Origin of the sequence: Catellatospora vulcania (genome assembly GCF_009720385.1) — a bacterium.
Taxonomy (GTDB): Bacteria; Actinomycetota; Actinomycetes; order Mycobacteriales; family Micromonosporaceae; genus Catellatospora; species Catellatospora vulcania.
On the sequence record NZ_WARX01000020.1, the window covers coordinates 89,332 to 107,707 of the forward strand.

Genomic DNA, 18,376 nt, shown 5'->3' on the forward strand with positions numbered 1-18,376 from the left:
ATCTGACGTGCCGCTTCAACGTGCCCGCCTCGACGGAAATTCCTTAGCCCGGCTCATTAACTATTCCGCTGGGCAGACAATGGCACGCGACCGGATACCGCCACTCACCGGAAAGGAGAGGACGGCCGCCTTTTCCACCATGACGAATCAGCCGCTGGTATGACGCCCGAAAGAGTGGCCCGGCACCGCGGAAAGAGGACGGCGGAACCGATACCGCCGGAAAGTCACTCGCCCAGACCGGCCAGATCGCGGATGCGGCGCGTCTGCGCCTCGCGCTCCGCGCGCTCCTGCTCGGGAAAACTCCGGCCGCTCGCGGCGGCCAGCAGGGCCTTGATCTCGACGACCGCGTCACGCGGGGCCGCCAGCACCGCATTGGCCAGATCGGCCGCGGCCGCGTCCAGCTCGTCGCGGCCCACCACGAGATTCACCAGGCCGATCCGGTCCGCCTCGGCGGCGTTGACGCGGCGCCCGGTCACGCACAGTTCCAGCGCGCGGGCATAACCGACGAGCTCGACCAGGCGCTTGGTGCCGGTGAGGTCCGGCACGAGCCCCAGCGTCACCTCCGCCATGGCGAACAGGGCGTCGTCGGCGGCGATCCGCAGATCGCAGGCGAGCGCGAGCTGGAAGCCCGCGCCGATGGCGTGGCCCTGCACCGCGGCGATGGTGATCAGATCAGGTCGGCGGAGCCAGGAGAAGGCCTGCTGGAAACCGGCGATCCGGTCCGCGCACTCCTCCGGGCTGACGGTGGCGAGCTGCTGGAACTCGCCGCCCTGCACCACTTTCAGGTCGAGGCCCGCGGAGAAGGACCGCCCTTCCCCGCGTACGACCACGACGCGCACATCGCCGGCGAGCCCCCGTGCGGCATCGGCCAGACCTGCCCAGAGCTCGGGGGTCTGCGCGTTGCGCACCTCCGGGCGGTCCAATGTCACCGTCGCGACCGGACCGTCCTGGCTGATGCGAAAGCCGGCCGCTGCCATCTCAGACATCAACCGGCTCCCCAAGCTCAGCGTGGCGCGGGTGAATCATGCCTTCTTGCGCCGACGGGCTCCGCCGCGCTGACGCAGCGCGACTCCGGACTCGGTGAGCACGCGGTGGATGAATCCGTACGAACGGCCAGTCGACGCGGCCAGCGCGCGGATGGACTCACCCGACGTGTAGCGCTTCACGAGGTCCTTGGCGAGCGTCTGGCGTTCGGTCCCGACGATCCGGCGACCCTTCTCGGTGGTGGTAGCTGTGCCGGTGGCTGCCATGTTGAAATCCTCACGTCCCGGACGATGCGGTTTGCGGTCCAACCTATTAGACCGCCTCCGACGATCATGCGCTAGATATCAATTCCATGCCAACCGACACGCACGGTGCTGTCGGGTACCCGATAGCGTGTCTCGCCGTGACCACCGTCGACCCCCTGAGCGCCCGAAACCGCGAACGCCGAGACCTGTTCGGCTGGTTCGTGCTGGTGAGCATCGGCCTGCTCGCGACCTGGCTGGCGGTGCGCGCGGGGGCCCGGCTGGGCACCGCGAGCGCGCCGTTCCTGGGCCGTTATCGTTTCGAACTCTCGCCGATGTCGCTGCTGGCGCCGATCGTCGCGGTGGCCGTGCTCGGCGCCGCCTGGCGCGGCTGGATCCATCGACTGCCGTGGTGGGCGGTCAGCGTCGGGGCGACGGTGGCGTTCTTCGCCTGGGCCGTCTCACTCGCGCTCGTCGACGGGGCGGACGGGCTCACCCGGTCGCTGACCCCGGACAGCTACCTCGGCGACGTGCAGGAGGTCGGCGACGACCCGCTGGGCTACCTGCGCAGCTTCACCGGCCGCTCGGCCGAGCACACCGCTGCCACCCGGGGACACCCGCCCGCGCCGGTGCTGGTGCTGTGGGCCGTGCAGCGCCTCGGTGTCACCGACCACCTGGCACTGGCGCTGCTGGTGACCGCCGTCGGGGCGCTGTCCGTGCCGATGGTGCTGGCCGCGGTGCGCGACATGGGCGGCGAGGCCGCCGCCCGGCCGTACGCGCCGGTGCTGGCGCTCGCGCCGTACGCGGTGTGGACCGCGGTGTCGATGGACGCCGTGGTGGCCACCATCGGCGCGGCGATGACGCTGGCCGGGGTGCGGGCCACCCGCCGTCACGGCTGGCGCGCCGCGAGCTGGGCGGTGCTGGCCGGGCTGCTGCTGGGCACGGCGGCGCTGTTCTCGTACGCGGTGGCGTGGCTCGGGCTGTCCGTGGTGTTCCTGAACTTCGCCCGCCGCCGGGCCGCCCTGAACATGTTCGCCGGGCTCGGGGTGCTGCTCCCGGTGCTCGGCGCGGCGAGACTGGGCTTCGCGTGGACCGACGGGCTCGGGACGGCGTACGCCGACTTCGCCCAGCGCATCGAGCCGCATCGCTCCGCGCTGTGGTGGGGCCTGATCAGCGTGTGCGCGCTGCTGCTGGCGGTCGGCCCGCCCATCTACGCGAGCCTGCGCAAGGTGCGCAACACCCCCGGCTGGCCGTTCCTGGTGGGCGCGTCCGGGGCGGTGCTGTTCTCGGTCGGGGCCGGCCTGGCCCGGGGCGGCGTGGAGCACGCCTGGCTGCCGTACTTCCCGTGGCTCACCATCGCCGCCGTGGCCCCCGAACGCCCCGGCGGCGACCCGGTCCCCGCACCGCTGCTGCTGGTCGCCGTCGGCGCCCTCTCCGCAATGGTCATCGAAGCCGTCCTCTCCACGCCCTGGTGACCCCACCCCGCGCCGGCGGGGCCGGGCCGCGGCCCGCGTCTCCAAGCGCCGCAACTCTTAAAGACTCGCGGCCATCGACATCAGTCGAGGCCGCGAGTCTTTGAGAGTTGCGCAGGAGGGGCGGGTGGGTCAGGCGAGTTCGACGAGTTCGAGGAGGTCGTCGGACCAGGCGTCCTCGTCGCCCTCGGGCAGGAGGATGGCACGGTCGGGTTTGAGGGCGGCGACGGCGCCGGGGTCGTGGGTGACCAGGACGATCGCGCCGGGGTAGCGGGCGATGGCGTCCAGGACCTGCTCGCGGCTGACCGGGTCGAGGTTGTTGGTCGGCTCGTCGAGCAGCAGCACGTTCGCGCCGGAGCAGACCAGCGTGGACAGTGCCAGGCGGGTCTTCTCGCCGCCGGAGAGCACGCCCGCGGGCTTGTCCACATCGTCCCCGCTGAACAGGAACGCGCCCAGGATGCGGCGCAGCTCCGTGTCGGTCTGCTCGGGGGCGGCCGAACGCATGTGGTCGAGGATGGTGCGGTCGACGTCGAGGGTCTCGTGCTCCTGGGCGTAGTAGCCCAGGCGCAGGCCGTGTCCCGCCTTGACCTCGCCGGTGTCCGGCTCCAGGATCCCGGCGAGCATGCGCAGCAGGGTGGTCTTGCCCGCGCCGTTGAGGCCCAGGATGACCACGCGGGAGCCGCGGTCCACGGCGACGCCGACGTCGGTGAAGATCTCCAGCGAACCGTACGACTTGGACAGTCCCTCCGCCGTCAGCGGGGTCTTGCCGCAGGGCGCCGGGGTCGGGAAGCGCACCTTGGCGACCCGGTCGACGGCGCGCACCTCGTCCAGCCCGGAGATCATCTTCTCGGCGCGCTTGGCCATGTTCTGCGCCGCGATCGTCTTGGTGGCCTTGGCCCGCAGCTTGTCGGCCTGCGCCATGAGCGCGCCGGCCTTCTTCTCCGCGTTGGCCCGCTCCCGCTTGCGGCGGCGCTCGTCGGTCTCGCGCGCCTCCAGGTACGTCTTCCAGCCCATGTTGTACGAGTCGACGACCGAACGGTTGGCGTCGAGATACCACACCTTGTTCACGACCGCCTCCAGCAGCGAGGCGTCGTGGGAGATGACGATGAGGCCGCCCTTGTGCCCGCCGAGGAAGCCGCGCAGCCAGGTGATGGAGTCGTGGTCGAGGTGGTTGGTGGGCTCGTCGAGCAGCAGGATGCCGCCGCCGGTCTCGGTGGCGTCGCGGAACAGGATCCGGGCCAGCTCGACGCGGCGGCGCTGGCCGCCGGACAGCGTGCCCACGGTCTGCTGGAGCACCCGGTCGGGCAGGCCCAGGTTCGAGCAGATCCGGGCCGCCTCGGCCTCGGCGCCGTAGCCGCCGAGCGCGGAGAACTGGTCTTCGAGCTGGCCGTAGCGGCGCATGAAGCGCTCGTCGTCGGCGAGCTTGCCCTCCAGCTCCTTCATCTCGTTGCGCAGCACGTCCAGGCCGCGCGCGGACAGCACCCGGTCGCTGGCGGTGATGCCGAGGTCGCCGGTGCGCGGGTCCTGCGGCAGGTAACCCACCGGCCCGCGCCGGTCGATCTTGCCGGCGTACGGGGTGCCCTCGCCGGCGAGGACCTTCAGCGTGGTGGTCTTACCAGCCCCGTTGCGCCCGACGAGACCGATACGGTCGCCGGGCTGCACACGCAGGGTGGTGTCCCCCAGCAGGATGCGCGCGCCTGCGCGCAGTTCCAGACCGGTGGCCGTGATCATGAATTGCTCCCAGGTCAGGGGTGGGCCACCGGGTGGCTTCGGAAGGAGCCTCCAGTCTACCGAGCGCCCCGACCCGCCTCGCCATGGCATTTACCCCGGGGACGACCTGATTTGGGTGTGATTCGCCACAAAACTGCCTACGCTGGCGAACGTGAGCATCAACGAGAACGCCGAACTCGACCCGTCACAGGTCGAGGACATGCGTGGCGCCGGGGGCGGGCGCGGCGGAGGCGGCGGCTTCAACTTCCCGCCCATGGGCGGTGGGGGCGGCGGAGGCGGCGGCATGGGCGGCGCGGGCTGCCTGGCCGGGCTGCTGCCGTTGCTCATGCGCAGCAAGATCGGCATGGCGGTGCTTCTCGTCGGCGCGCTCTGCGTCGGTTTCCTGATCTGCACCGGTGGCGGCGGTAGCCTGTTCAGCGGCGTCGGCGGGCTGACCCCCGAACAGCAGCAGGGCCAGCAGCCGGGCCCCAACGACGTCAACAGCAGCGCCCTGGCGCAGCAGTGCGACAAGTCGAACCCCAAGCGCTTCGACAACCCGGCCTGCCGCAACCTGCTGTACATCAACTCGATCCAGGCGTACTGGCGCTCGGCGATGCCGCAGTACCTGGGCCAGCAGTACCAGCCGGCGACCACCCGGTTCTTCACCGGCTCGGTCAACACCGCGTGCGGCCCGGCCACCGCCGGCGTCGGCCCGTTCTACTGCCCCGGCGACAACCACGTCTACATCGACCTGAGCTTCTACGACGAGCTGGCCAGCCGGTTCGGCGCCAAGGGCCAGTTCGCCCAGGCGTACGTGCTGGCCCACGAGTACGGCCACCACATCCAGACCCTGCTCGGCACCGAGGCGCAGGTGCGCCGGGCCCAGCAGCGTGACCCGGCCAACGCCAACAAGTACTCCGTCGCCATGGAACTGCAGGCCGACTGCTACGCCGGAGTCTGGGCCAACTCAGCCGCCAAGACCACCGACGCCACCGGCCAGCCCCTGTTCAAGTCCATCACCCAGCAGGACATCGACCAGGCCCTCGAAGCCGCCGCCGCCGTCGGCGACGACTCCATCCAGCAGAAGGCCACCGGCCGCATCAACCAGGAAGCCTTCACCCACGGCTCCTCCGCCCAACGCCAGCAATGGTTCAACCAGGGCTACACCACCGGCGACCCCCGCCAATGCAACACCTTCGCCAGCTGACGCCCCGCCGTCCACCCTGCGGCAACTCTTAAAGACTTGCGGCCTCACGCACCTGCTGAGGCCGCAAGTCTTTAAGAGTTGCGGCACGTGACGCGGGGCGCGGGGCGCGGGGCGCGGGGCTGGGCGGCGGTGGGGGTGGGGGTGGGGCGGGTCAGGGGACGAGGTGGATGCGGATGGCGTGGGCGGCTGTCACCGCGTCGACGAGGATGGCGTGGCGGGGTTCGGGGACGTCGAGCAGGCGCTCGTGGCGGAGCGGGAGAAGGGGGGCCAGGCGGCGGTCGGTGAGGATCTCGTCGACCGTGCCGCGGTCGCCGCCGCAGACCAGGGCCGCCATGCTGTCCGCGTACGGCAGCAGGATGCGCGCGGCGATGTCGGCGGCGTCGCGGGCCGCGCCGGACGCCTGGTTCTCCCGGCGGCGGGCGTAACGCTGCTGCGACCAGCCGCCGGCTGCGGTGCGGCCCTGCACGTAGAACGTGTCCACCTTGGAGCTGATCAGCTCGTCGCCGTCGGCGACTCCGACCGCGACCGCGTTGCGCCGGGCCAGCAGCAGCCCGAGCCGCCGCGGCACGGCCAGCGCCTCCAGCAGACCGTCGATGTCGGCGATCTCGCCCAGGCCCGGTGGCGGCAGCAGTTCGGCGGTGTCCCCGTTGGCCGCGACCAGCTTCAGGCCCTCCTCCTGCGCGCCGTCGTGGCGCGAGTAGAAGCCGTCCAGCCAGCGGCGCAGCCGCCGCGGCTCGACATCGGCCCAGCGGCCCCCGCCCGCGGCGGGTTTGGCGGGCATCAGCCCACCAGCGCGTTCAGCGCGGCGTCCACATCGGCCTGGGTGGTGTACGCGTGGAACGACGCCCGGATCCGGCCGTTGCGGACCGCGGTGCGGATGCCCGCGGCGGCGAGCTTGGCGTCCGCGCCGGGCACGTCCACGGTCACGATCGCGCTGTCCCCGGGCGGCAGTCCCAGGCCCGCCAGGAACCGGTTGGCCAGGCCGACGTCGTGCGCGTGGAGCGCGGGCACCCCGATCTCCTCGACAAGTTCCAGCGCGGGCGCGGTGCCGACCCAGGCGTGCCAGGCGGGCGAGATGTCGAACGCGCGGGCGTCCTTGGCCAGCCGCAGCGGCAGGCCGTAGTACGAGCTGTGCACGTCCTCACCGGCGTACCAGTTGGCCGCCAGCGGCCGGAAACGCTCGCGCACCGCCGGGTTCAGGTAGACGAAGCCCGTGCCGCGCGGCGACATCAGCCACTTGTAGGCGACGGTCACCACCACGTCGGCGAGCGAGCCGTCGAACGGCAGCCAGCCGCAGGCCTGCGTCGCGTCGACCACGATCAGCGCACCGGCGGCCCGGGCCGCGGCGACGACCGCGGCGTAGTCGACGACCGCCCCGTCCGACGACTGCACCAGCCCGAACGAGACCACGTCCACACTCGCGTCGATGCGCTCGGCGAGCCGGTCGGCGGGGGCGGTGCGCACGGTCACGCCGCGGTCGGCGTGCACCGCCCACGGGAAGACCGCCGAGGTGAACTCCAGCTCGGGGACCAGCACCGTCGCGCCGTCGGGCACGGCCGCGGCGACCGGGGCCAGCAGCTGCGACACCTGCGCGCCGACCGCGACGTCCGCGGCGTCGACCCCGATGATCCGGGCGTACGACTGGCGGGCCCGCTCGGTCGCGGTGCCCCACCCCTCCCACGAGGTGCGGCCCGCGCGCCAGTCCGCCTGCGCGGCCTGCAGGGCGTCCCACGCCCGGTCCGGGGGCAGCCCGAAGCTGGCCGTGTTCAGGTAGCCGGGCTCCGCGGACCACAGGGAGGCGAGGTCGATACTGTCCATGATTGGCATTATTCCACCGGCGGTGGGCGATCACCGCGGGCCAATACGCAGGAGGTGGCATGGTGTCGGCGGTTCCGGCCGAGACCGGCGCGGCGGCCGCCCTGCTGATGGCGCGGGTGGACGAGCGGCTGACGGCCGTCGCCGACCCCGCGCGGGCCACGGCGATGCGGGCGTACATGCGTGACCAGTTCCCGTTCCTGGGCGTGCCCAGCCCGGCGGTGCAGCAGGTGCTCCGGGCGGCGCTGGCCGAGCTGCCCCGTCCTGATGCGCCGACGCTGCGCGAGGTCGCCCTGGCCTGCTGGGCGCGGCCGGAGCGGGAGTACCAGTACCTCGCCTGCGTGCTGCTGCGCCGGCAGGTCCGGGTGCTGGACAGCGGGTTCGTCGACACCGCGCGTTATCTGATCACCACGAAACCGTGGTGGGACACCGTCGACGCGCTCGCCGCGCACGTGGTCGGCCCGCTGGTGGCCCGGGACCCGGGTCTGGTCACGACGATGGACGCCTGGGCCGCCGGGCACGAGCTGTGGCTGATCCGCACCGCGATCCTGCACCAGTTGACGTACAAGGCGGCCACCGACGCCCCGCGGCTGCTGCGCTACTGCGCGGCGCAGGCCGGGCACCCGGACTTCTTCATCCGCAAGGCGATCGGCTGGGCGCTGCGCGAGTACGGCAGGACCGACCCGGCGGCGGTACGCGCGTTCGTCGCCGACCACCACGGCGAGCTGTCCGGGCTGTCCCGGCGGGAAGCGCTCAAGCACCTGAGCTGACCTGGGCGGGTGTGGTACCCACGAGGGGTGCAGGAGTCCCGCTCGCTGGAACGGCTGACGGCGTACACCGACGGGGTCGTCGCGATCGCGCTGACCCTGCTGGTCCTGCCGCTGGTCGACACCGCCCGCGACGCGCAGACCGAGACGGTCCGCGACCTCGTGCGCGAGCACGCCGGGGACTTCGCCGCGTTCGTGATGTCGTTCGTGGTGGTGTCGCTGTTCTGGATGGTGCACCGGCGGGTCTTCGACAACCTGGTCGACGTCGGCGAGGGCATCATGCTGCTCAACAGCCTGTGGCTGCTCGGGGTGGTGTTCCTGCCGGTGCCGACGGCGGTGCTGACCTACGAGGTCGACCAGGGGCGCGGCGCGACCCTGCTGTACCTGGCCAACCTGGTCTTCATCGCGTTCAGCGGCCTGCTGCTGTCGCTGCGCATCCGCGACCGGGTGCCCCTGCAGCGCCCCGGCCGGGCCGAGGCGGTGCAGCGGTCGGTACGCCGTGGCGTGATCGCGACCAGCGCCATGGTGGCCACCCTGATCGCCGCCCTGTTCATCGCGAACCTGGCGCTGCCGCTGCTGGCCTTCATGCCCGTGATGCAGGCCGTGGCGGAGCGGCGGGCCCGGCGCCACGGCCACCCCTCAGCCAGCCCCTGACCCGGCGCGCCGGGGACCGTCCCCCTACAGCGCCTGGCGGAGCAGGGCGAGCAGCTCGGTGCCGTCCGCGACGACCGCGTCCGGCGTGTTCTCGCCGACCTCGCGCGGCTCGCCCTCGGGCATGAGGATGGCGGCGCCCACCCCGGCCCGGCGGGCGCAGACGACGTCGCGGTGCGGCTGGTCGCCGACGTACCAGCAGTCGGCGGCGGCCACGCCGATGTCCCGGGCGGCGGCCCAGATCATGCTCGGATGCGGTTTGTACACGCCCAGCTCGTCGCTGTAGATCTGGGCGGCGATCGCGCCGGTCAGCCCGAACTCGTCGAGCGCCTCGCGGTGCGCCTGGCCGCAGGGCGTGTTGCTGACCACGGCGACCGGCATGCCCCGCCCGACGGTGAAGTCCAGCAGGTCGGCGATGCCGGGCCGGAGCCGCCAGTCCGCCCGCCGCGCCCACTGCCGGGTCAGGTCGCTGGCGTGCACCAGGACCGTGGCCCGCGCCACCGCCGGCCACTCCACGGCGATCAGCTCCCCCCAGAGCTGCTCGTGGCTGATCTCCAGGCACTCCTCGGTGTTCTCGCGCATCCGCGCGCGGGCCTTCTTCGCCTCGTCCAGCGCGTGGCGGATCTCGTCCTCGCCGACCACGCCGCCGGTGAGCCGGTGGACGCGCCGGACGAGTTCGGCGTGGCGAGGAGCGGAGCCCTCCGGCAGGGGCGACCGTCCGGACTCGACGATCACCCCGCCGAAGTCGAGCAGCAGAGCGGAGGGGGTAGGCAGCATGCGCTTACTCTGCCACGACGAGCGCCACCGCGAGGATCGAGATCACCAGGCTGGACACCAGGGCGGTTACCAGGCGTCCACGCGGTGTGGCGAGCACCCGGCCCACCAGCGCGCCGCCCGCCGCGACGGTGAGCTGCCAGCTGGCCGAGGCGAGGAAGGCGGCGGTCACGAAGACCGCGCCCTCCGGACCGGTCAGCCCGTCCATCGCCTGCCGCCCGCCGAGGACCAGCGCGCCGAAGTACACGATGGTCATCGGGTTGAGCAGGGTCAGCCCGAGCAGTGCCAGGAAGGCCCGGCCCGGCGTGTCCAGCAGTTTGGTCTCGCGGGCCCGCGCCGGGTCGCGGTAGTGGCGCACCGCGCTCACCGCGGTGTGTCCCGCGATGTAGAGCAGCACGGCGACCGCGATCCAGCGCAGCGGCGTGGCGATCGGTTCGATCCAGCGGGCCAGGGCGGCCCCGCCGAGCACGGCGACCAGGGCGTAGATCCCATCGGCGGCCGCCACGCCCAGTGCAGCGGCGGCGCCGATCCGCAGCGAGGTGCGGGCGGTGAGGCTCATCAGCAGCAGGGCGATCGCGCCGACGGGCACGGCTACGCCGTACCCCGCCAGCAGACCCGCCACTCCGGCGGCGGTCACGACTGCGGGCGGCTCGTTCCGGCCAGGGACCGACGCTGCTGTCGCCGCCGTCCTTCCGCCGAGGCGGACAGGGGCGCGAGGCGCAGGCAGGTAGCGGTCATGCGGCCATTCTGGGATGCCGCCGGCCTGCCCGCGACCTATTTTCCGGTCGATGTCTCAGGCGCCGGTGCGGTGCCGGATCCACACGTTGGGCTCGACGTACACGGCCCAGTCGTGCTCGGCGTCGACGTGCACCGGGGTCAGCGCCTTCGGCACGTGGACCGGCCCGGTGGTGTCGAACGGCAGGCCGGTCCAGTCGCGCCATTCCGCGCAGGTGCCCGGGATGACCATCGAGCGCGGGGCGATCTTCTCGATGACGCCGCCCGCCCGGACGTGCACCCGCAGCCACGGGTCCACGGGCAGGCCGTCCTCGCGGGTCCGGTACGCGTACGACGTCATCGGCTCGGCCGGGTCCTTGGCCCCGTTGGGCCGCACCGGGGCGACCAGGTCCGCGAAGCCCCGCCGGGCCGCGTTGTCCCGCATCGCGGTCAGCATCAGCGCGGACAGGCCGGTGCCCTGCCGGTCGGGGCGCACCGCGATCTCGATCGCGGAGACGATGTTCGGCTTCTCCCCCGCCACCCGGGCGCGCAGGGCGCGGCGCAGCGCGCCGTCCCAGCCGTCAGTGGGCAGCTCGTCGCCCTCGGGCAGGAAGAACGGCACGCTGTGGCCCTTGGCGACGAGCCGGCCGGGCTCGTCGGGGTCCTCGGCCACCAGGATGTACTCCGGCCACTCCTGCACCGCGAGGCCGTAGTAGAGGTTCGAGATCGGGTCGTGGCGCATGAACTCCGGCCAGACCGTGGGCATGTCCCACAGGGCGTCGACGAGGTCGGGGCGTTGGTCGAGGGTGGCGATCTGCATGAGCGCGAGCCTCCTCCGCCGGACGGGAGTCGATCAACCGCATTATCTCGCGAGTTCGGTGGACATGACCCGGCGAACAGCGGCCACCACCGTCCGGCCCGGGAACCGCTCCCCCGCCACCTGCTCGGCCTGCGCCAGGGCGGCCCGCATCCGCTCCGGCTCGGTGGACCGCAGCACCGCCACGAACCAGGCCTCCAGCAGCGTGGGGTCGTCGGGCAGGGCGAGGTCGCGCGGATCGGGCGGCAACGGCCGCCGCGGCGGCAGCGGCGCGCCCGCGGAGGCGTACGCCCCCGGCGGCAGTCCCACCCGGTACGGGTGCACGCAGGTGGGCGCTCTGGTGGACAGGTCCACGCGCCAGCCGGTCGCCGGTTCGTAGCGGCTGTCCGGGCCCGGCCGGGCGGCCACGTCGAACCGCCCCGGGGCCAGTTCCTGCGCCGGGCACACCGCACACGTCCACGCCTGCAACTCCGCCGACGGCCCCTCGGACGCATTCCCCACGCCCCGAGCCTAGGGCCTGCCGCACCGCCCCGGGATGCGCGAAGGGCGCCCACCCGGTGGGGTGGACGCCCTTCGCGAGACGTGCGGTGGGTCAGACGTTGAAGCCGAGGGAGCGGAGCTGGTCGCGGCCGTCGTCGCTGATCTTGTCGGGACCCCACGGCGGCAGCCACACCCAGTTGATGCGCATGTCGTTCACCAGGCCGCCACCGGGGCCGGTGGTCAGCGCGGCGCGGGTCTGCTCCTCGATGACGTCGGTCAGCGGGCAGGCCGCCGAGGTGAGCGTCATGTCGAGGGTCGCCACGTTCTCGTCGTCGATGTGGACGCCGTACACCAGGCCCAGGTCGACCACGTTGATGCCCAGCTCGGGGTCGACGACGTCCTTCATGGCCTCGCGGACCTCGTCCACCTCGGCCTTCTTGACGGCCTTCGGCGCGGCGGCCTCGACCGGCGCGGCCTCGACGGGCGCGGTCTCCACGGCGTCGACGATGTCGGTCTCGCTCATCACACTTCCTCCTTCTCGAGGGCGACGGCCTGAGCGACCGCGTCCTTCAACGCCATCCAGGACAGCAGCGCGCATTTGACCCGCGCGGGGTACTTGGCGACGCCGGCGAACGCGACCGCGTCCCCCAGCACCTCCTCGTCGGGCTCGACCTGGCCCTTGCCGCCCATCAGTTCGACGAACGCCGCGTGCACCGCGAACGCGTCGTCGACCTTGCGGCCGTTCAGCAGCTCGTAGAGCACGCTCGCGGACGCCTGGCTGATCGAGCAGCCCTGGCCGTCGTACGAGATGTCGCTGATGGTCTCCCCGTCCAGGGCGACCCGGAGGGTGATCTCGTCGCCGCATGTCGGGTTGACGTGGTGCACGCCGGCCGCGAAGGGCTCGCGCAACCCGCGCCCCTTGGGGCGCTTGTAATGGTCCAGGATGATCTCCTGGTAGAGCTGGTCGAGCTGCATGGCTAAGCGAAGACCTTCCGCACCTGATCCAGACCGCGCACGAGCGCGTCGACCTCGTCGGTCGTCGTGTAGAGGTAGAACGAGGCCCGGGTGAGCGCGGGCACCGCGAAACGGTCGCAGATCGGCTTGGCGCAGTGGTGGCCGACCCGCACCTGCACACCGAGCGAGTCGAGCACCTGGCCCACGTCGTGCGGGTGGATCCCGTCGAGCGTGAACGAGATGGTCGCGCCGCGTCCCACCGGCACCCGGGGGCCGTAGATACGCAGGCCCGGCACCGTGTCAAGGGCGTCCAGCGCGTACGCCGTCAGCTCCTTGTCGTGCCACGCCACCGCGTCCATGCCGATCGCGGTCAGGTAGTCGATCGCGGCGCCCAGCCCGACCGCCTGCGCGATCGGCGGGGTGCCCGCCTCGAACCGGGCCGGGGCCGGGGCGAAGGTCGAGCCGGTCATCTTCACCGTCTCGATCATCGACCCGCCGCCCAGGAACGGCGGCATGGCGTTGAGCAGCTCGCCGCGCCCCCACAGCACGCCGATGCCGGTCGGGGCCAGCATCTTGTGCCCGGTGAACGCGATGAAGTCGGCGTCGTAGTCGACGACGTCCATCGGCAGGTGCGGCACCGACTGCGAGCAGTCGAGCATCAGCAGCGCACCGACCTCGCGCACCCGGGCGGTGATGCGCGCGGTGGCGTTGACGGTGCCGAGCACGTTCGACATGTGCACGATCGAGACGATCTTGGTGCGCTCGTTGACCAGCTCGTCGAGGTTCGACTCGTCGAGGCGGCCGGTCTCGGTGAGGCCGAACCACCGCAGCGTCGCGCCGGTGCGCTGGCAGAGCAGCTGCCACGGCACGATGTTGGAGTGGTGCTCCATCTCCGAGATCACGATCTCGTCGCCGGGGCCGAGCCGGAAGCGCGGGTCCTGCGCGTGCGGGCCGAACGCGTGCGCGACCAGGTTCAGCGCCTCGGTGGCGTTCTTGGTGAACACCACCTCGTCCACGCTGGGCGCGCCGATGAACGCGGCGACCTTGGCCCGCGCGCCCTCGTACGCCTCGGTCGACTCGGTGCCCAGCGTGTGCACCGAGCGCGCCACGTTCGCGTTGTGCTCGGCGTAGTAGCGGGCCACCGCGTCGATGACCTGGCGCGGCTTCTGCGAGGTGTTGCCGCTGTCGAGGTAGACGAGCGGATGACCGTTGACCTCCCGGCCCAGGATCGGGAAGTCGGCGCGCACGCGCTCCACGTCGAAGCGCGGCTTGTCGTCGTACTGCGGCATCCCGGCCGGGATGGTCAAGGCGGTCATCGTCAGCTCAGCTCCCTCAGGCGGCCACGGCAGCCGTGCCGGCGCCGGCCGCGTAACGCTCGTAACCCTCGGCCTCGAGCTTGTCGGCCAGCTCCGGGCCGCCCTCTTCGACGATCTTGCCGGCGACGAAGACGTGCACGAAGTCGGGCCGGATGTAGCGCAGGATCCGGGTGTAGTGGGTGATCAGCAGCACGCCGGTGTCGTTGTTCTCCTTGACCCGGTTCACGCCCTCGGAGACGACCCGCAGCGCGTCGACGTCCAGGCCGGAGTCGGTCTCGTCGAGGATCGCGATCTTCGGCTTGAGCAGCTCCAGCTGCACGATCTCGTGCCGCTTCTTCTCACCGCCGGAGAAGCCCTCGTTCACGTTGCGCTGGGCGAAGGCGGGGTCCATGCCCATCTTCTCCATCGAGCCCTTGAGCTCGCCGGCCCAGGTGCGCAGCTTCGGGGCCTCGCCGTCGATCGCGGTCTTCGCGGTGCGCAGGAAGTTCGCCACCGACACGCCGGGGACCTCGACCGGGTACTGCATGGCCAGGAACAGGCCCGCGCGGGCGCGCTCGTCCACGGTCATGGCCAGCACGTCCTGGCCGTCCAGGGTCACCGTGCCGCCGGTGATCTCGTACTTCGGGTGGCCCGCGATCGAGTAGGCCAGGGTCGACTTGCCGGACCCGTTCGGGCCCATGATGGCGTGCGTCTGGCCCGACTCCACGGTCAGCGTGACCCCGTGCAGGATCGGCTTCAGCTCGCCCTCGGGCAGCTTCACCGACACCTGAAGGTCGCGGATCTCCAACTTGCTCATCGGGTCACTCCATTGCTTGGCGTCAGACTGACGTAGACATCACCGTCACGGACTTCGACGGGAAAGACGGGAACGGGTTCGGTGGCGGGCAGGCCGGTCGGCGCACCGGTACGAAGATCGAAACGCGAGCCGTGCAGCCAGCATTCCAGCGTGCAGCCGTCGACCTCGCCCTCCGACAGCGCCACCGCGGCGTGCGAGCACTCGTCGTACGCGGCGTAGAAGCCGTCGTCCTCCGTGTGCACCACGACCACCGGCGTGCCGGCGAGGTCCACCGCGAGCGCCGCACCCTTGGCGACGTCGTCGGCAGCACAGGCCCTGACGAAGTCGGTCACGATCCCGCCTTCTCCAGCCGCTCCTCAATGGCCGTGCCGAGGCGCTCGCGCAGGTCCTCGGCCGGGATCTTGCCCAGCAGCTCGGCGAAGAAGCCACGGACCACGAGCTTGCGCGCCTCGGCCTCCGGGATGCCCCGGGCCATCAGGTAGAACAGCTGCTCGTCGTCGAAGCGGCCGGTCGCCGAGGCGTGGCCCGCGCCGACGATCTCGCCGGTCTCGATCTCCAGGTTCGGCACCGAGTCGGCCCGCGCCCCGTCGGACAGCAGCAGGTTGCGGTTGACCTCGTAGGTGCTGGTGCCGGTGGCCTGGTCCTGGATCAGCACGTCGCCGACCCAGACCGTGTGCGCGCCCTCGCCCTGCAGCGCGCCCCGGTAGCCCACGTACGAGCGGCAGTCCGGCACCGAGTGGTCCACCAGCAGGCGGTGCTCGATGTGCTGCGCGCCGTCGGCGAAGTACAGGCCGTACAGCTCCGCCTCGCCGCCGCGGCCGGTGTAGTCGACGCTGGTGAACTGGCGCACCAGGTCACCGCCGAGCGACACCTGCACGTGCAGGATCTTCGCGTCGCGGCCGAGCTTGACCTTGACGTGCTGCGCCTGCACCGCGTCGGCGGCCCAGTCGGCGACCGTGACCAGGGTCAGCTTCGCGCCGTCGGCGACCGCGATCTCGACGTTGTCGGCCAGCGTGACGCTGCCCGTCTGCTCCAGCACGATCGTCGCCTCGGCGTACGCCCCCACCGACAGGTAGGTGTGCGCCGCCGCGGCGCCCTCGGCGCCGTGCCCGGCCAGCCGCAGCGTGAACGGCTCGGCCAGCACGGTCTCCTTGGCGATCTCGACCACCAGCGCGTCGGCCGCGTTCTCGAAGGCCCAGGCGCTGATCCGGTCGAACGGGGTCAGCACCCCGCCGATCCGGGCGTCCGAGGTGGACACCGTGGCGACGGTGACCCCCTCGGGCAGCGTGCCGTACTCGTGCTTGGGCGCGGCCGAGGCCGCGAGGTCGCCGGCCGCCAGGCCCCGCAGCCGCTTGAGCGGCGTGAAGCGCCACTCCTCCTCGCGACCGGTGAGCGCCGGGAAGTCGGCGACGTGGAACGAGCGCAACGCCTGCGACTTCGTCTTGGGCGGTGCGATAACTTCGGTGCTCATCAGCCGACGGCGCCTTCCATCTGCAGTTCGATCAGTCGGTTCAGTTCCAGGGCGTACTCCATCGGGAGCTCCTTGGCGATGGGCTCGATGAAGCCGCGCACGATCATCGCCATCGCCTCGTCCTCGGACAGGCCCCGGCTCATCAGGTAGAAGAGCTGGTCGTCGCTCACCTTGGAGACGGTCGCCTCGTGCCCCATGGACACGTCGTCCTCGCGGATGTCGACGTAGGGGTAGGTGTCCGAGCGGGAGATGGTGTCCACCAGCAGCGCGTCGCACTTGACCGTGCTCTTGCTGTGGTGCGAGCCCTCCATCACCTGGACCAGGCCGCGGTACGAGGTGCGGCCGCCGCCCCGGGCGATCGACTTGCTGATGATCGTCGACGAGGTGTGCGGAGCCGCGTGCACCATCTTGGCGCCGGCGTCCTGGTGCTGGCCCTCGCCGGCCATGGCCACCGAGAGCACCTCGCCCTTGGCGTGCTCGCCGACCATGAACACGGCCGGGTACTTCATGGTGACCTTGGAACCGATGTTGCCGTCGACCCACTCCATGGTCGCGCCCTCGTGGCACACGGCGCGCTTGGTGACCAGGTTGTAGACGTTGTTCGACCAGTTCTGGATCGTGGTGTACCGGCAGCGCGCGTTCTTCTTCACGATGATCTCGACGACCGCGCTGTGCAGCGAGTCGGACGAGTAGATCGGCGCGGTGCAGCCCTCGACGTAGTGCACGTACGCGCCCTCGTCGACGATGATCAGGGTCCGCTCGAACTGGCCCATGTTCTCGGTGTTGATCCGGAAGTAGGCCTGCAGCGGGATCTCCACGTTGACGCCCGGCGGCACGTAGATGAACGAGCCACCCGACCAGACCGCCGTGTTCAGCGCGGCGAACTTGTTGTCGCCGACCGGGATGACGGTGCCGAAGTACTCCTTGAACAGCTCCGGGTGCTCCTTGAGCGCCGTGTCGGTGTCCAGGAACAGCACACCCTGCTGCTCCAGGTCCTCACGGATCGCGTGGTAGACGACCTCGGACTCGTACTGCGCGGCGACACCGGCCACGAGGCGCTGCTTCTCCGCCTCGGGGATGCCGAGCTTGTCGTACGTGTTCTTGATGTCCTCGGGGAGGTCCTCCCAGCTCGCCGCCTGCTTCTCGGTCGAGCGCACGAAGTACTTGATGTTGTCGAAGTCGATGCCCGACAGGTCCGCGCCCCAGTTCGGCATGGGCTTGCGGCCGAACAGGCGCAGGCCCTTGAGCCGCAGCTCGAGCATCCAGTCGGCTTCGCTCTTCTTGCCCGAGATGTCGCGCACCACGGCCTCGTTGAGACCGCGCCGCGCGTTGACCCCGGCCAGGTCCGGGTCGGCCCAGCCGTACTCGTACTTGCCCAGGCCAGCGAGCTGGTCCTCGGTCGTGGTGATCTGCTCGGTCATGATCCCGTCCTCATCGTGACGCCATCGTTGATCTGAATAAGCTCGGTTCGTCCCGCCGGAGCCGGCGCGCCACCAGGCGGCGCTCCGGGACGGGCCAGTTTCGGAGGTATGTGGGTCGTGCACACCCCGTCGCCGTGCGCGATCGTCGCGAGCCGCTGCACGTGCGTGCCGACCAGGCGACCGATCACCTCGGTCTCGGCCTCGCACAGCTGCGGGAACTCGGCGGCGACGTGCGCGACGGGGCAGTGGTGCTGGCACAGCTGCCCGCCGGTGGCGATCGTGGACGCGCTCGCAGCGTATCCCTGAGCGGTCAGCGCCTCCGCGAGCGCCTCCGCGCGAGCGAGAGGATCGTCACCCGAGTCGCGTACGGCGGCCTCGCAGCGCTGCTCGAGCACCGAGATCTGCGCCGCCGCGAAGGCGGCCACCTCGCGCTCGCCGCCTCGCTCGGCGATCCAGCGCAGGGCTGCCGTGGCCAGGCCGTCGTAGGCATGCCGGCCGAGCCCGTCACGGGCGGTGTCGGTCAGCGAGAAGACCTTGGCGGGGCGTCCCCGGCCACGCGGGCCGCGGATCACCTGCTCGCGGGCGCTGACCAGGCCCTCGGCGTACATCGCGTCGAGGTGGCGGCGCACGCCGGCCGGGCTCAGGCCCAGCTCGACTCCCAGCGCCGCCGCGGTCGCGGGGCCCTGGGCAAGCAGCTCTATCACCCGGCCGCGCGTGGCAGGATGACCCACGCGGCGATCGGATGCCTCTGTGATCACCCCGCCCTTTTTCACTACACCAGTGTT

General features: G+C 71.6%; 21 protein-coding genes. 4 read left to right on the forward strand and 17 right to left on the reverse strand.

Annotated features, from left to right (window positions below; translation table 11 throughout):
• Nucleotides 1-224 precede the first annotated feature (224 nt).
• Complete coding sequence (locus F6W97_RS33640) at nt 225-977, reverse strand: enoyl-CoA hydratase/isomerase family protein (RefSeq protein WP_155374592.1); 753 nt, start codon at nt 975-977, stop codon at nt 225-227.
• 45 nt (nt 978-1,022) lie between these two features.
• Complete coding sequence (locus tag F6W97_RS33645; RefSeq protein ID WP_120315961.1) at nt 1,023-1,250, reverse strand: helix-turn-helix domain-containing protein; 228 nt, start codon at nt 1,248-1,250, stop codon at nt 1,023-1,025.
• Between the two features lie 137 nt (nt 1,251-1,387).
• On the opposite strand from F6W97_RS33645, the gene F6W97_RS33650 reads away from it, so the two are divergent.
• Nucleotides 1,388-2,701 (forward strand): hypothetical protein, encoded by a 1,314-nt coding sequence (locus F6W97_RS33650; protein ID WP_230687201.1) that lies wholly within the window; start codon nt 1,388-1,390, stop codon nt 2,699-2,701.
• A gap of 129 nt (nt 2,702-2,830) precedes the next feature.
• Here F6W97_RS33650 and F6W97_RS33655 read toward each other — a convergent pair whose 3' ends face one another.
• Complete coding sequence (locus F6W97_RS33655) at nt 2,831-4,429, reverse strand: ABC-F family ATP-binding cassette domain-containing protein (RefSeq protein ID WP_155374593.1); 1,599 nt, start codon at nt 4,427-4,429, stop codon at nt 2,831-2,833.
• A gap of 151 nt (nt 4,430-4,580) precedes the next feature.
• Between F6W97_RS33655 and ypfJ the strand changes: the two genes are divergently transcribed.
• Nucleotides 4,581-5,615: a KPN_02809 family neutral zinc metallopeptidase gene (gene ypfJ, locus F6W97_RS33660; protein WP_155374594.1), complete on the forward strand. Its 1,035-nt coding sequence runs from the start codon at nt 4,581-4,583 to the stop codon at nt 5,613-5,615.
• Nucleotides 5,616-5,766: 151 nt separating this feature from the next.
• On the opposite strand, the gene F6W97_RS33665 is transcribed toward ypfJ, so the two are convergent.
• Nucleotides 5,767-6,399: an acVLRF1 family peptidyl-tRNA hydrolase gene (locus F6W97_RS33665; RefSeq protein WP_196279449.1), complete on the reverse strand. Its 633-nt coding sequence runs from the start codon at nt 6,397-6,399 to the stop codon at nt 5,767-5,769.
• A complete protein-coding gene (locus F6W97_RS33670; protein ID WP_155374596.1) occupies nt 6,396-7,433 on the reverse strand; it encodes an aminotransferase class V-fold PLP-dependent enzyme in 1,038 nt (345 codons plus the stop codon). The genes F6W97_RS33665 and F6W97_RS33670 overlap by 4 nt, the downstream gene beginning before the upstream one ends.
• A gap of 59 nt (nt 7,434-7,492) precedes the next feature.
• Here F6W97_RS33670 and F6W97_RS33675 point away from each other — a divergent pair, with 59 nt between their 5' ends.
• Together F6W97_RS33675 and F6W97_RS33680 are read left to right on the forward strand one after the other, a co-directional pair.
• Entirely contained in the window at nt 7,493-8,200 is a 708-nt protein-coding gene (locus F6W97_RS33675) for a DNA alkylation repair protein (RefSeq protein WP_230687202.1), read from the forward strand.
• Between the two features lie 9 nt (nt 8,201-8,209).
• A complete protein-coding gene (locus F6W97_RS33680; RefSeq protein ID WP_155374597.1) occupies nt 8,210-8,851 on the forward strand; it encodes a TMEM175 family protein in 642 nt (213 codons plus the stop codon).
• A gap of 24 nt (nt 8,852-8,875) precedes the next feature.
• Here the strand turns inward: F6W97_RS33680 and F6W97_RS33685 are convergent, their stop codons facing one another.
• From F6W97_RS33685 to F6W97_RS33740, 12 genes are all read right to left on the reverse strand, one after another.
• Nucleotides 8,876-9,625: an HAD family hydrolase gene (locus F6W97_RS33685; RefSeq protein ID WP_155374598.1), complete on the reverse strand. Its 750-nt coding sequence runs from the start codon at nt 9,623-9,625 to the stop codon at nt 8,876-8,878.
• Between the two features lie 4 nt (nt 9,626-9,629).
• Entirely contained in the window at nt 9,630-10,259 is a 630-nt protein-coding gene (locus F6W97_RS33690; protein WP_155374599.1) for a LysE family transporter, read from the reverse strand.
• Nucleotides 10,260-10,415: 156 nt separating this feature from the next.
• Nucleotides 10,416-11,156, reverse strand: coding sequence for an N-acetyltransferase (locus F6W97_RS33695; protein WP_155374600.1), 741 nt, complete (start codon nt 11,154-11,156; stop codon nt 10,416-10,418).
• A gap of 42 nt (nt 11,157-11,198) precedes the next feature.
• Nucleotides 11,199-11,654: a hypothetical protein gene (locus tag F6W97_RS33700; protein ID WP_230687203.1), complete on the reverse strand. Its 456-nt coding sequence runs from the start codon at nt 11,652-11,654 to the stop codon at nt 11,199-11,201.
• A 91-nt stretch (nt 11,655-11,745) separates the two neighbouring features.
• On the reverse strand, nt 11,746-12,156 hold the full coding sequence (locus tag F6W97_RS33705; RefSeq protein WP_155374601.1) for a metal-sulfur cluster assembly factor: 411 nt from the start codon (nt 12,154-12,156) through the stop codon (nt 11,746-11,748).
• Entirely contained in the window at nt 12,156-12,608 is a 453-nt protein-coding gene (gene sufU, locus F6W97_RS33710; RefSeq protein ID WP_155374602.1) for a Fe-S cluster assembly sulfur transfer protein SufU, read from the reverse strand. The genes F6W97_RS33705 and sufU overlap by 1 nt, the downstream gene beginning before the upstream one ends.
• Before the next feature lie 2 nt (nt 12,609-12,610).
• Nucleotides 12,611-13,903, reverse strand: coding sequence for a cysteine desulfurase (locus F6W97_RS33715; protein WP_155374603.1), 1,293 nt, complete (start codon nt 13,901-13,903; stop codon nt 12,611-12,613).
• Nucleotides 13,904-13,919: 16 nt separating this feature from the next.
• The gene (gene sufC / locus F6W97_RS33720; RefSeq protein ID WP_155374604.1) at nt 13,920-14,699 is read right to left on the reverse strand and encodes a Fe-S cluster assembly ATPase SufC; all 780 of its coding nucleotides are present in this window, start codon (nt 14,697-14,699) and stop codon (nt 13,920-13,922) included.
• The gene (locus F6W97_RS33725) at nt 14,696-15,031 is read right to left on the reverse strand and encodes a non-heme iron oxygenase ferredoxin subunit (protein ID WP_155374605.1); all 336 of its coding nucleotides are present in this window, start codon (nt 15,029-15,031) and stop codon (nt 14,696-14,698) included. Before F6W97_RS33725 ends, sufC begins: the two co-directional genes overlap by 4 nt.
• On the reverse strand, nt 15,028-16,170 hold the full coding sequence (sufD, locus tag F6W97_RS33730; RefSeq protein ID WP_155374606.1) for a Fe-S cluster assembly protein SufD: 1,143 nt from the start codon (nt 16,168-16,170) through the stop codon (nt 15,028-15,030). The genes F6W97_RS33725 and sufD overlap by 4 nt, the downstream gene beginning before the upstream one ends.
• Nucleotides 16,170-17,591 carry a Fe-S cluster assembly protein SufB gene (gene sufB / locus F6W97_RS33735; protein WP_155374607.1) on the reverse strand — a complete coding sequence of 474 codons (1,422 nt, stop codon included), beginning with the start codon at nt 17,589-17,591 and terminating at the stop codon, nt 16,170-16,172. The genes sufD and sufB overlap by 1 nt, the downstream gene beginning before the upstream one ends.
• Nucleotides 17,588-18,364 (reverse strand): helix-turn-helix transcriptional regulator, encoded by a 777-nt coding sequence (locus F6W97_RS33740; protein ID WP_230687204.1) that lies wholly within the window; start codon nt 18,362-18,364, stop codon nt 17,588-17,590. Before F6W97_RS33740 ends, sufB begins: the two co-directional genes overlap by 4 nt.
• Nucleotides 18,365-18,376 lie beyond the last annotated feature (12 nt).